This window comes from Streptomyces sp. TSRI0107, assembly GCF_001905845.1.
In the GTDB taxonomy this organism is placed as follows: domain Bacteria; phylum Actinomycetota; class Actinomycetes; order Streptomycetales; family Streptomycetaceae; genus Streptomyces.
The window spans coordinates 615,749-629,126 of the sequence record NZ_LIVZ01000001.1 but is presented as its reverse complement, the minus strand read 5'-3'; the positions used below and the strand labels follow the sequence as shown (position 1 = coordinate 629,126).

The window sequence follows — 13,378 nt, the reverse complement described above, 5'->3', positions numbered from 1 at the left end:
CCGCCGTGAGGCCACCCGGCTCCTACCGGCCGGCGGCGAGCGCCCGCTCCACGCCGGGCTCCCGCGGCCCGAGGAACCGGGGGTCGGGTTCGAGCACCGCGTCCAGCGCCGCCTTGCCGCTCGCGAAGACCTCCCGGACGCCGCCGTACACCCAGGTCGCGTCCCGCCGGTCGGCGACCCCGACGCCGTACGACTCCACCCCCGCCGCCCGGCACAGCGCCACCGCGCGCCGGATGTGGAAGTCCTGGCTGATCAGGACCGCCTCGTCCACGCCGAAGATCTTCTTGGCGCGGACGCAGGAGTCCCAGGTGTCGAAGCCGGCGTAGTCGCTGACGATCCGCGTGTCCGGGACGCCCTGCCGGGTGAGGTAGGAGCGCATCGCGTCCGGCTCGTCGTAGTCCTCCCGGCTGTTGTCGCCGGTGACCAGCACCACCTCGATGCGGCCGGCCCGGTACAGCTCGGCCGCCGCGTCCAGCCGGTGCGCGAGGTACGGCGACGGTTCCCCGTTCCACAGGCCCGCCCCGAAGACCACGGCGACCTCGGTACGCGGCGCGTCGGCCGTGGTCCGCAGCCGGTCGCTCGTGGAGACGTACATCCAGGTCGACGGCAGCAGCGCCAGCACGCACCCCGCCATCACGGCCTGCACCAGCCGCCGACGGCCGGCCCGGGTACGAGGGAGACGAGGTCGTACGATCTTCATACCGAGAGGGACGTGGTGTGCGGCGCCCCGGTTGCACACCCCTCACACACCCCCGAGCCCCCGCGGTGAACCCACGGAAAACGCCCGTGACGCCCACGCAACGGCTCGGCAACGTCCTGCCGTCACCCTCGACGCATGGACAGCCAGCTCAGCCCCGCCTCCGGCCGGCCCGCGCTCGTCGTCGTGGCCCACGGCAGCCGCGACCCGCGCGCCCTCGCCACCGTCCGCGCCCTCCTCGACCGGGTCCGCGAGCTGCGCCCCGGCCTGCCGGTCCACCTCGGCCACATCGAGCTGAACGCGCCCCTGCTCCCCGACACCCTCGCCGCCCTCGGCGACCGCGAGGCCGTCCTGGTCCCGCTCCTGCTGAGCCGCGGCTACCACGTCAAGCAGGACATCCCCGAGATGGCCGCCGCCCACCCGGCCCGCACCCGCGTCGCCGCCCCGCTCGGCCCGCACCCGCTGCTCGCCGCCACCCTCCACACCCGCCTCACCGAGGCCGGCTGGCGCCCCCCGAGGACGGCGGCCGAGCGCCGCGGCAGCGCGGTCGTACTGGCCGCGGCCGGCTCCCGCGACCCCGAGTCCGCGACCGACACCGGCCGCACGGCCGCCCTCCTCGCCGCGCGGCTCGGCGTCCCGGTCGTCCCCGCGTACGCCTCCGCGGCGACCCCGACGGTGGCGTCGGCCGTCCGCTCCCTGCGGGCACGCGGCCGCCACCGCATAGCGGTCGCCTCCTGCTTCACGGCCCCGGGCCGCTTCGCGACGGAGTGCGCGAAGGCGGCACCGGACATCGCCTCGGATCCGCTCGGAGCACACCCCTTGATGGCCGAACTGCTCCTGCACCGCTACGACGAGGCGACAACACGGGTGCCGACGAAACCGGCCCTGGCTGCAGCTCCCTAGGGGAACTGCGCGACCATCCGAAGACAACCCGCACCCGCGACACAACACCAACCCGGCAGACGCATCTGCACTTACTGTCGAGGCATGGCAGGCAACGCACCCCCCGGATACGACCCGACGTCAGTCGACCGCTGGGCCCCGGAGCCCGACAAACGCCCCGGCCGCACCGCCTTCCAACGCGACCGCGCCCGCGTGCTGCACTCCGCCGCGCTGAGAAGACTCGCCGGCAAGACCCAGGTCGTGACCCCCGGCACGACGAGCCACGCCTGGGACCCCAGCCCCCGCACCCGCCTCACCCACTCCCTGGAGTGCGCCCAGGTCGGCCGGGAGCTGGGCGCGGCCCTCGGCTGCGACCCCGACCTCGTCGAGGCCGCCTGCCTCTCGCACGACCTCGGCCATCCCCCCTTCGGCCACAACGGCGAACAGGCCCTCAACGAGTTCGCCGAGGACTGCGGCGGCTTCGAGGGCAACGCCCAGTCGCTGCGGCTCCTCACCCGGATCGAGCCCAAACGGTTCACCCCGGAGGGCTCCGTCGGCCTCAACCTGACCCGCGCCGCGCTGGACGCCGCCACCAAGTACCCGTGGCCGCGCGGCGCCCACCCCACCGACCCGGGCTCCGCCAAGTTCGGCGTCTACGAGGACGACCGCCCGGTGTTCGACTGGGCCCGCAAGGACGCCCCGGACACCCGCACCTGCTTCGAGGCCCAGGTCATGGACTGGTCCGACGACGTGGCCTACTCGGTGCACGACGTGGAGGACGGCCTGCACGCCGGGCACATCGACCCCAACCTGCTGCACGCCGACCCGGAACGCCAGGAGATCTTCCGCGTCGCCGTCGGCCGCTACGTCCCCGCCGACACCGACCCCGCCGAGCTCGCCGCCGCCCTGGACCGGCTCCAGGACGAGGAGTGGTGGCCGCACGGCTACGACGGCACGGCCATCGCCCAGGCCCGGCTGAAGGACGCGACCAGCCAGCTCATCGGCCGTTTCTGCCTCGCCGCCGAGGGCGCCACCCGCGCCGCGTACGGCGGCGGCCGGCTCACCCGGTACGGGGCGGAGCTGGTCGTGCCGCGCGAGACCCGGATGGAGTGCGCGGTGCTGAAGGCGGTCGCCGACCGGTACGTCATGCAGCGTGCCGAGCAGGCCCGGCTCCGCGCCGACCAGCGGATCGTCGTCGCCGAACTCGCCGATGCCCTCACCGCCCGCGCGCCGGACGGCCTGGACCCGCAGTTCCGCACGCTGTTCGACGAGGCGCCCGACGACCGGGCCCGCAAACGGGTGATCGTCGACCAGATCGCCTCCCTCACCGACGCCTCCGCCCGCTCGCTGCACGCGAGACTGACGGGACGTATGTGACAAGTACGTGACCCTCCGTGGCCTGATCGGGTCACCCCCTCTTCCCCCATCACGCTCCGTGCGGGACGCTCGCAGTGGCGGCATATTCACGAGGAGGCATCAAGTGGTCGACGCGGATCAGACATTCGTCATCGTCGGAGGAGGTCTCGCCGGCGCGAAGGCGGCCGAGACGCTTCGCGCTGAGGGCTTCAACGGGCGGGTGATACTGATCTGCGACGAGCGCGACCACCCGTACGAACGGCCCCCGCTGTCCAAGGGCTACCTGCTCGGCAAGGACGAACGCGACAGCGTCTTCGTGCACGAGCCCGCCTGGTACGCGCGCAACGACATCGAGCTGCACCTCGGCCAGACCGTCGACGCCGTCGACCGCGCCGCGAAGACGGTCCGCTTCGGCGAGGACGGCACGGTCGTCCGCTACGACAAGCTGCTGCTGGCCACGGGTGCCGAGCCCCGCCGCCTGGACATCCCGGGCACCGACCTGGCCGGCGTCCACCATCTGCGCCGCCTGGCCCACGCGGAACGCCTCAAGGGCGTCCTCACCCACCTCGGCCGGGACAACGGCCACATCGTGATCGCCGGCGCCAGCTGGATCGGCCTGGAGGTGGCGGCGGCGGCCCGGGAGTACGGCGCCGAGGTCACCGTCGTCGAACCGGAGCCGACCCCGCTGCACGGTGTGCTCGGGCCCGAGCTGGGCCAGCTCTTCGCCGAGCTGCACCGGGAGCACGGGGTGCGCTTCCACTTCGGCGTCCGGCTCACGGAGATCATCGGTCAGGACGGCGTGGTGCTGGCGGCCCGTACGGACGACGGCGAGGAGCACCCGGCGCACGCCGTGCTCGCCGCGATCGGCGCCGCACCGCGGGTCGCCCTCGCGGAGGCGGCCGGCCTGGGGATCGCCGACCGGGCGCACGGCGGCGGCGTGATCGTGGACGAGCGGCTGCGCACGTCCGACCCCGACATCCACGCGGCCGGCGACGTCGCCGCCTTCCCGCACGCCCTCTTCGGCACCCGGATGCGGGTGGAGCACTGGGCGAACGCGCTGAACGGCGGACCGGCGGCGGCGCGGGCCATGCTGGGACAGGACGTCGTCTACGACCGGGTGCCGTACTTCTTCTCCGACCAGTACGACCTGGGCATGGAGTACTCGGGGTGGGCGCCGCCCGGGTCGTACGACCAGGTGGTGATCCGTGGGGACGCGGGGAAGCGGGAGTTCATCGCGTTCTGGGTGAAGGAAGGGCGGGTGCTGGCGGGGATGAACGTGAACGTGTGGGACGTCACAGAGCAGATCCAGCGGCTGATCCGGTCCCGGGCGCGGGTGGACACCGAGGCGCTGGCGTCCCCGCGCGTGCCGCTGGAGAGCCTCGGCACCTGAGGGCGTTCCGCGTGCCCCGGGCTTGTCACCGGAGCCCCGTAGAATTCATCCGTGGCAGGACGGATCAACGACGAGGACGTGAAGGCGGTACGGGACGCGGTCCCGATCGACGCCGTGGTGTCCGAGTACCTCCAGCTGCGCAACGCGGGCGGCGGCAACCTCAAGGGGCTGTGCCCGTTCCATGACGAGAAGTCGCCGTCCTTCCAGGTCAGCCCGAGCAAGGGACTCTTCCACTGCTTCGGCTGCCAGGAGGGCGGCGACACCATCACCTTCGTGATGAAGGTGGACCACCTCTCCTTCTCGGAGGCGGTCGAACGCCTGGCCGCCCAGGCCGGCATCACCCTGCGCTACGAGGAGGGCGGGTACAACCCCGCCCACCAGCGCGGCGAACGCATCCGCCTGGTCGAGGCCCACAAGATCGCCGCCGAGTGGTACGCGGAACAGCTCGCCACCAGCCCCGAGGCCGACACCGGCCGGATCTTCCTCGCCGAGCGCGGCTTCGACCAGGCCGCCGCCGTCCACTTCGGCGTCGGCTACAGCCCGCAGGGCTGGGACCACCTCACCCGCTATCTGCGCGGCAAGGGCTTCAGCGACAAGGAACTGATCCTCTCCGGGCTGTCGCAGGAGGGCCGGCGCGGCCCCATCGACCGTTTCCGCGGCCGGCTGATGTGGCCGATCCGCGACATCGGCGGCGACGTCGTCGGCTTCGGCGCCCGCAAGCTCTACGAGGCGGACAACGGACCGAAGTACCTCAACACCCCCGAGACGGCGATCTACAAGAAGTCCCAGGTCCTCTACGGCATCGACCTGGCGAAGAAGGACATCGCGAAGTCGTCCCGCGCGGTGGTGGTCGAGGGCTACACCGACGTGATGGCCTGCCATCTCGCCGGGGTGACGACGGCGATCGCCACCTGCGGCACCGCGTTCGGCGGCGACCACATCAAGATCCTCCGCCGGCTGCTGATGGACAACGGCAGCGCGCGCGTGATCTTCACGTTCGACGGCGACGCGGCCGGCCAGAAGGCGGCCCTGCGCGCCTTCGAGGACGACCAGAAGTTCGCCGCCGAGACCTACATCGCCATCGCCCCCGACGGCATGGACCCCTGCGACCTGCGGCTCGCCAAGGGTGACGAGGCGGTCGCCGACCTGGTCGAGCCGCGCACGCCGCTCTTCGAGTTCGCCCTCCGCCAGATCGTCTCCCGCTACGACCTGGACACCCCGGCGGGCCGCGCCGCCGCGCTCGACGAGGCCGCCCCGGTCGTCGCCCGCATCAAGAACAGCGGCGCCCAGCACGAGGTCGCCGTCGAGCTCGCGGGCATGCTCGGCATCCTCGACACCCAGTTCGTGGTCAAGCGGGTGGCGCAGCTGGCCCGTTGGGCCCGCGACCGGGGCGGCAAGGGCCCGGCGCCGGCGCGGGGCCCGCAACCGCCGTACGACGCCGCCCCGCGCCCCCAGGCCTCCGGCCCGGCGCTGACCCTCCGCAACCCGGTGTACGCGACGGAACGCGAGCTGCTCAAGCTCGCCCTCCAGCGCCCCGAACTGGTCTCCCCGGCCTTCGACGCGTACGGCGTCGACGAGTTCACCGCCGCCCCCTACGCCGCCGTACGGCAGGCCATCCTCGACGCCGGCGGCGCCGAGTACGGCACGCAGGACGCGCCGGAGTACCTGGCCCGGGTCCGGGACGCGGCCCCGGACGACACGGTCCGCGCGATGGTGACGGAACTGGCCGTCGAGGCCATCATGCGCAAGACGGTCGACGAGCACTACGCGGGTGTGCAGTTGGTGACGGTCCGCCGCCGCGCCGTCGCCCGTCGCCTCGCCGACCTGCAGAGTCTGCTGACCCGTCTCGGCAACGGCGATCCGGCGCAGGCCGCCGCCATCCAGAACGAGATGATGATCCTCACGAGGTACGACCGGGCACTGCAGGACGAGGGTCCCTCGGCGCTCTGAGCGCGCGGTCACGAACCGGACGCAAAAAGTCACCGCACGCCCCTCGTGGCGGAGATGTGTCTTACCCCACACTGGGTGCCGGTGCCTGAGTCCTCGGAGCGCGGCCGATCCGTCCCTCACGGGTCCTACACCCCCGCGGTTCCGCCACCTCAGCAGCGATCACCCTGGAGGTCGCCCCCGTGCAGACCCAGACCCTCGTCCACACCGACATGCCGACCGACACGGATCCGGACGCGGAGCCGGACGTGCTGGCGGCCGTGCCGCCGCAGAGCCGTGTCGCGCACCACCCGGAAACGGAGGCGGAAACGGAGCCGGAGAGCGAACCGGAGACCGAACCGGAAGGCGGGCCGGCCGCGGAGCCGGAGCCCGTCGAACCGCCCCCCGGGCGGGTGGTGGACACCGGCGGGCCCACCTCCGACCTGTTCCGGCAGTACCTGCGGGAGATCGGGCGGATCCCGCTGCTCACCGCCGCCGAGGAGGTCGAGCTGGCCCGCCGCGTCGAGGCGGGGCTGTTCGCCGAGGAGAAGCTGCTCCACACGCCCGACCTGGACAGCCAGCTCGCCCTCGACCTGGACCGTCTGGTCGTGATGGGGCGGATGGCCAAGCGGCGGCTGATCGAGGCGAACCTGCGGCTGGTGGTGTCCGTCGCCAAGCGGTATGTGGGCCGCGGGCTGACCATGCTGGACCTCGTGCAGGAGGGCAACCTGGGCCTCATCCGGGCCGTCGAGAAGTTCGACTACGCCCGCGGCTACAAGTTCTCCACCTACGCCACCTGGTGGATCCGCCAGGCCATGTCCCGCGCCCTCGCCGACCAGGCCCGCACCATCCGGGTCCCGGTGCACGTCGTCGAGCTGATCAACCGGGTCGTGCGCGTCCAGCGCCGGATGCTCCAGGAGCGCGGCTACGAGCCGACGTCCGAGGAGGTCGCCGCGCAGCTCGACCTGCCGCCGGAACGGGTGGGCGAGGTGCTGCGGCTCGCCCAGGAGCCCGTCTCGCTGCACGCCCCCGTCGGCGAGGAGGACGATGTCGCGCTGGGCGACCTGATAGAGGACGGCGACGCCGCGTCCCCGGTGGAGTCCGCCGCGTTCCTGCTGCTCAGGGAGCACCTGGAGGCGGTCCTGTCCACCCTCGGCGAGCGTGAGCGCAAGGTCGTGCAGCTCCGCTACGGGCTGGTGGACGGCCGTCCGCGCACCCTGGAGGAGATAGGGCGCATCTTCGGCGTCACCCGCGAACGCATCCGCCAGATCGAGTCGAAGACCCTCAGCAAACTCCGCGACCACGCCTTCGCGGACCAGCTGCGGGGCTACCTGGACTGAGGCCGGGACCCGGGGCCGGGACCGGGGGCCGGCGTCTCACTCGTCCTCGGCGGTCGGCACGCACAGCACCGGCACGCGGGACAGGTGCAGCAGCTTGTGAGGCGTCGAGCCCAGCAGCGCGCCGCGCATCGGGCTCTCGCCCCAGCTGCCCACCACGATGACCCGCGCCCCGTGCCGGGCCGCCGCGCCGAGCAGTGCCTGGGCGGGCTTCTCGTCGACGATCTCGACCGTCGTCGGCACCCCGGCCGCCTCGGCCACCGCGACGGCGTGCCGGAGCGCGGTGCGCCCGGCCTCGACGAGGGCCTGCCGATGGGCCGCGTACTCCTCGCCCACGGCTCCCGGGGCCGCGGCGCCGTAGACCAGGACGAGGGGTTCGCGGAAGGCGGCCGACACCTCGACCGCGACGCGCAGCGCCCGCACCGCCCCGGGGGACTCGTCGTATCCGAGGACGACCGCCATGTCAGGGCTCCTCCCGGCGGACCGGTTCGGCGTCGGCGACGCCCGGGCGCTCCGACCAGAAGGCGGGCGACACGAACCGCCACCAGACCATGAGGACCACACCCGTGACGGCGATGCCGATGCCGATCACCAGCGGTGGACCGAGCCCGAACCAGGAGACCCCGCTGTAGCTGTTCGCCGGGTCGGCCATGTCGACGACCGACTCCACCAGCAGCCAGGCCAGCAGCGCGGCCCCCACCACCGGGCCGAGGCCGATCAGCACGAGGTTCCGGACGCTCTCGGTCAGCCGGCGGCGGTGGTAGACCGCGCAGGCGACGCCCGTGAGGGCGTAGTAGAAGGCGATCAGCAGCGACAGCGCGGTGAGCGAGTCGAAGAGCGCGTTCTCGCTGATCTGTTTGACGACCAGGTACCAGCCGATGGCGATCGCGGCGACCCACCAGGTGCTGACGTCGGGCGTGCGGTACCGCGGGTGGATCCGGGCGAACGACGCGGGCAGCGCGCGGCGGCGGGCCATCGACAGCGCCGTGCGGGAGGCCGGGATGATCGTCGTCTGCGTCGAGGCCAGCGCCGACGTCGACACCGCCAGCAGCACGACCCAGTCCCAGCCGCCCATGGCCTCCCCGGCGAGCAGGGCGAAGACGAACTCCTCCTCCCCGGCGTTCTCGGCGAGGAAGGCCGTCCCGGCGTAGGCGACCACCGCGAAGGCGACCGACACGTACGTCACCAGCAGGATGACCGTCGACCAGACGGCGGCCCGGCCGGGCGCGGTGGCGGAGTCCGTCACCTCCTCGGTGAGGTTGACCGCCGACTCCCAGCCCCAGTAGATGAACACGCCCAGCAGCAGGGCCGCGGTCAGGAGGGCGCCTCCGGAGCCGAAGGGGTTCAGCCACTCGGCCGACGGCCGGACGGAGTCGAGGGTGCCGGTGCCGGCGTGGACGCGGTAGAGCGCCACCACGGCGAACGCGAGCAGGCAGGCGACCTGCGCGAGGATCAGCACGTTCTGCACCTTGGCCGACAGCTCGGTACCGATGACGCACAGGGCCGTCATCAGCAGGATGACCAGCACGGTCAGCGTCTGGCGTACGGCCTCGTGCTCGGCCCAGCCGTCGAGGCCGAAGGTGAGCAGGCCGAAGGTCACGGCGACGTCGGCCAGCGAGCCGACCACCAGGACGCCGGTCATGGTGATGGCCCATCCGCCGAGCCACCCGGTCCACGGCCCCATGGCCCGGGTGACCCACGAGAAGGTCGTCCCGCAGTCCTGGTCGGCCCGGTTGAGGTAGTAGAACGCCGACGCGATCAGCAGCATGGGGACGAACGAGGCGACCATCACGCCGGGGGCGTAGACGCCCACGAGCGCCACGACGGGGCCGATGGCGGCTGCCAGCGAGTACGCCGGGGACGTCGAGTTCAGTCCGATGACGAGCGCGTCGACGAACCCGATCGCGCCGGCTTTCAGCTCGACGGGCCGGGCCGCGTCCCCCTTGATGCCGGCCATGGTGCCTCGCTCGGTCGGGCGCCTGCGGCGCAGGGAATTCTCCCTGATTCTGCGGCGGGCCGGTGGCCTCGGCAAACCGAGGCCACCGGCCGGGCGAACCCTCAGTCCACCTCGGCGACCGCCTGCGCGAACTGCGCCTGGTACAGCCGTGCGTACGCCCCGCCCGTCGCCAGGAGTTCGCTGTGTGAGCCCTGCTCGACGATCGAGCCGTTCTCCATCACCAGGATGGTGTCGGCGTCCCGGATGGTCGACAGCCGGTGGGCGATGACGAACGACGTCCGGCCGTGCGCCAGTTTGGCCATCGCCTTCTGGATCAGCACCTCGGTGCGGGTGTCGACGGAGCTGGTCGCCTCGTCGAGCACCAGGATCACCGGGTCGGACAGGAACGCCCGCGCGATGGTGATGAGCTGCTTCTCACCGGCGCTGACGCCCGAGCCCTCGTCGTCGATCACGGTGTCGTAGCCGTCGGGCAGGGTGCGGATGAACCGGTCGGCGTGGGCCGCCCGCGCGGCCTCCTCGATCTCGCCGCGGGTGACCTTCCTGGACGCCCCGTACGCGATGTTCTCCGCGATGGTGCCGCCGAACAGCCAGGTGTCCTGGAGCACCATGCCGATCCCGGAGCGCAGTTCGTCCCGGGACATCTGGGCGATGTCGACGCCGTCGAGGGTGATGCGGCCGCCGGACACGTCGTAGAACCGCATCAGCAGGTTCACCAGCGTGGTCTTGCCGGCGCCGGTCGGGCCGACGATCGCCACCGTCTGCCCCGGTTCCACCGTCAGCGTCAGGTCCTCGATCAGCGGCTTCTCCGGGTCGTACCGGAAGGACACCTGCTCCAGCGCGACCCGGCCGCGCAGTTCCTCCGGCCGCACCCCCGGCACCGGGTCCGCCGACTGCTCCTCGGCGTCGAGGAGTTCGAAGATCCGCTCGGCGGAGGCGACGCCGGACTGCACCAGGTTGGCCATCGACGCGAGCTGCGTCAGCGGCATCGAGAACTGCCGCGAGTACTGGATGAACGCCTGCACGTCGCCTATCGACAGCGACCCGGACGCCACCCGCAGGCCGCCGACCACCGCGACCAGGACGTAGTTCAGGTTGGAGACGAACATCATCAGCGGCTGCATGATGCCGCTGTTGAACTGCGCCTTGAACCCGGCCTCGTACAGCGCCTCGTTCTGTTCGGCGAACTGCTTCGCCGACTCCTCCTGCCGCCCGAACACCTTCACCAGGGTGTGCCCGGTGTACATCTCCTCGATGTGCGCGTTGAGCGTGCCGGTGGACCGCCACTGCTGCACGAAGTGCGGCTGCGACCGCTTGCCGACCCACGTCGCCACGTACAGCGACAGCGGGACCGTCACCAGCGCGACCAGCGCCAGGATCCACGACACCCAGAACATCATCGCGAGCACGCCGATGATGGTCAGCAGCGAGTTGATCAGCTGGCCCATCGACTGCTGGAGGGTCTGCCCGATGTTGTCGATGTCGTTGGTCGCCCGGGACAGCACCTCGCCGCGCTGCCGCTTGTCGAAGTACGACAGCGGCAGCCGCGACAGCTTGGTCTGCACGTCCTCGCGCATCCGGTACATGGTGCGGTTCACGGCCCGGTTCACCAGCCGCGTCGCCACCGCCATCAGCAGCCCGGCGACCACGAACACGACGAGCGCGAACAGCAGCACGTTCCCGACGGCGGTGAAGTCGATGCCCTCGCCGGGCGTGAAGTCGGTGCCGCGCAGCATGTCGGCGATGTCGCCGTCGCCGCGCTCCCGCATCGCCTCCAGCACCTGCTCCTTGGTGGCGCCGGGCTCCATCTGCCGCCCGACGATGCCCGCGAAGACCAGGTCGGTGGCCTCGCCGAGGATCTTCGGCCCGGCCACCGACAGGCCCACGCTGATCAGCACGCACAGCAGCAGCGCGTAGATCGTGAACCGCTCCGGCCGGAACTGCGCGACGAGCCGCCGGCCCGACACCTTGAAGTCCAGCGAGCGGTGGTCCGGTCCGGTCCCGGCCATCATCCGCCCCATGGGCCCGGCCATCAGGCAGCCTCCGCTTCCGTCAGCTGGGAGAGCACGATCTCCCGGTAGGTCTCGTTGTCCGCCATCAGCTCGTGGTGCCGGCCGGTGCCGACCACCCGGCCCTCGTCGAGCACGATGATCCGGTCGGCGTCCCGGATGGTCGCCACCCGCTGGGCGACGATCACCACGGTCGCCTCGGCGGTCTCCCGGGCGAGCGCGGCGCGCAGGGCCGCGTCGGTGGCGTAGTCGAGGGCGGAGAAGGAGTCGTCGAAGAGGTAGATCTCCGGGCGCTGGACGAGGGTGCGGGCGATGGCGAGCCGCTGCCGCTGACCGCCGGACACATTGGTGCCGCCCTGCGCGATCGGGGAGTCCAGCCCGTTCTCCAGCCGCTCCACGAAGTCCTTGGCCTGCGCGACCTCCAGCGCGTGCCACAGCTCCTCGTCCGTGGCGTCCGGGTTGCCGTAGCGCAGGTTGGTGGCGACCGTGCCCGCGAAGAGATAGGGCTTCTGCGGGACGAGCCCGACGGTCCTGGCCAGCAGCCGCGGGTCGACGGTCCGTACGTCCTCGCCGTCCACGAGGACCTCGCCGTCCGTCGCGTCGAACAGCCGGGGCACGAGGCCCAGCAGGGTGGACTTGCCGCTGCCCGTCGAGCCGATCACGGCGGTCGTCTCGCCCGGCCGGGCGACGAGGTCGACGGCCTTCAGCACCGGCTCCTCGGCACCCGGGTAGCGGAAGCCCGCGCCCCGGATCTCCAGGTGCCCGTGCCGGCGCAGCTCGGTGACCGGCGCCGACGGCGGGACGACGCTGGAGGACATGTCCAGCACCTCCTGCACGCGCTCGGCGCACACCTCCGCGCGCGGCACCATCATGAACATGAAGGTGGCCATCATCACGGACATCACGATCTGCATCAGATAGGCGAGGAACGCGGTCAGGTCGCCGATCTGCATGCCGCCGCTGTCGATGCGGTGCGCGCCGAACCACACCACCGCGATGGACGACAGGTTCACCACCGTCATGACGATCGGGAACATCAGCGCGAGCAGGTTGCCGGTGCCCAGCGACAGGTCGGTCAGCTCGGTGTTGGCCCGGCGGAAGCGCTGCTGCTCGTACTCGTCGCGGACGAAGGCGCGGATCACCCGGTTGCCGGTGATCTGCTCGCGCAGCACCCGGTTCACCGTGTCCAGCCGCTCCTGCATGGTCCGGAACAGCGGCCGCAGCCGCCGCACGATCAACGTCACACAGATGCCGAGCACGGGCACGACGGCGACCAGCACGGCCGACAGCGGCACGTCCAGGCCGAGCGCCAGCACGATGCCGCCCACGCACATGATCGGCGCCGACACCATCAGCGTGAACGTCATCAGGGCCAGCATCTGGATCTGCTGGACGTCGTTCGTCGTCCGGGTGATCAGCGAGGGCGCGCCGAAGTGGCCGACCTCGCGGGCGGAGAAGGACTGCACCCGGTCGAAGACGGCGGCCCGCACGTCACGGCCGAGCGCCGAGGCGGTCCGGGCGCCGTAGTAGACCGCGCCGATGTTGCAGACGACCTGGACCAGCGAGATGCCGATCATCAGGGCGCCGAAGGACAGGATGTAGCCGGTGTCGCCGTTCACGACACCGTTGTCGATGATGTCCGCGTTCAGGGTCGGCAGGTAGAGGGTCGCGCAGGTCTGCAGGAACTGCAGCAGCACCAGCACGGCGATGGGTTTTCGGTAGGGCCTGAGGTAGGTCCGCAGGAGTCGTATGAGCACGCTGGTCTCTCGGAGTCGGCGGTAGGGGCGGTTGGTTGCCCTTGGCCCCTATCGTCGAACACTCCACCCG

9 protein-coding genes and 1 pseudogene are annotated in these 13,378 nt (G+C 71.8%); 5 read left to right on the top strand and 5 right to left on the bottom strand.

The window, feature by feature from the left end; all coding sequences use genetic code 11:
- Positions 1 to 22 precede the first annotated feature (22 nt).
- Complete coding sequence (locus AMK31_RS02755; protein WP_073938669.1) at positions 23 to 700, bottom strand: SanA/YdcF family protein; 678 nt, start codon at positions 698 to 700, stop codon at positions 23 to 25.
- Between the two features lie 135 nt (positions 701 to 835).
- Between AMK31_RS02755 and AMK31_RS02750 the strand changes: the two genes are divergently transcribed.
- The 5 genes and pseudogenes from AMK31_RS02750 (at position 836) to AMK31_RS02730 (ending at position 7,591) form a co-directional block, all read left to right on the top strand.
- On the top strand, positions 836 to 1,600 hold the full coding sequence (locus tag AMK31_RS02750; RefSeq protein ID WP_073938668.1) for a sirohydrochlorin chelatase: 765 nt from the start codon (positions 836 to 838) through the stop codon (positions 1,598 to 1,600).
- 84 nt (positions 1,601 to 1,684) lie between these two features.
- A complete protein-coding gene (locus tag AMK31_RS02745) occupies positions 1,685 to 2,956 on the top strand; it encodes a deoxyguanosinetriphosphate triphosphohydrolase (RefSeq protein ID WP_073938667.1) in 1,272 nt (423 codons plus the stop codon).
- A gap of 103 nt (positions 2,957 to 3,059) precedes the next feature.
- Positions 3,060 to 4,325 carry an NAD(P)/FAD-dependent oxidoreductase gene (locus AMK31_RS02740; RefSeq protein ID WP_073938666.1) on the top strand — a complete coding sequence of 422 codons (1,266 nt, stop codon included), beginning with the start codon at positions 3,060 to 3,062 and terminating at the stop codon, positions 4,323 to 4,325.
- 51 nt (positions 4,326 to 4,376) lie between these two features.
- Entirely contained in the window at positions 4,377 to 6,275 is a 1,899-nt protein-coding gene (gene dnaG / locus AMK31_RS02735) for a DNA primase (protein ID WP_073938665.1), read from the top strand.
- Between the two features lie 81 nt (positions 6,276 to 6,356).
- Positions 6,357 to 7,591: pseudogene (locus AMK31_RS02730) on the top strand (RNA polymerase sigma factor).
- Positions 7,592 to 7,627: 36 nt separating this feature from the next.
- On the opposite strand, the gene AMK31_RS02725 reads toward AMK31_RS02730, so the two are convergent.
- The 4 genes from AMK31_RS02725 to AMK31_RS02710 form a co-directional block, all read right to left on the bottom strand.
- Positions 7,628 to 8,050: a universal stress protein gene (locus AMK31_RS02725; RefSeq protein WP_073938664.1), complete on the bottom strand. Its 423-nt coding sequence runs from the start codon at positions 8,048 to 8,050 to the stop codon at positions 7,628 to 7,630.
- Between the two features lies 1 nt (position 8,051).
- A complete protein-coding gene (locus AMK31_RS02720; protein WP_073938663.1) occupies positions 8,052 to 9,545 on the bottom strand; it encodes an APC family permease in 1,494 nt (497 codons plus the stop codon).
- Between the two features lie 101 nt (positions 9,546 to 9,646).
- Complete coding sequence (locus tag AMK31_RS02715) at positions 9,647 to 11,575, bottom strand: ABC transporter ATP-binding protein (protein ID WP_073938662.1); 1,929 nt, start codon at positions 11,573 to 11,575, stop codon at positions 9,647 to 9,649.
- The gene (locus tag AMK31_RS02710) at positions 11,575 to 13,308 is read right to left on the bottom strand and encodes an ABC transporter ATP-binding protein (protein WP_073938661.1); all 1,734 of its coding nucleotides are present in this window, start codon (positions 13,306 to 13,308) and stop codon (positions 11,575 to 11,577) included. The genes AMK31_RS02715 and AMK31_RS02710 overlap by 1 nt, the downstream gene beginning before the upstream one ends.
- Between the last annotated feature and the right edge of the window lie 70 nt (positions 13,309 to 13,378).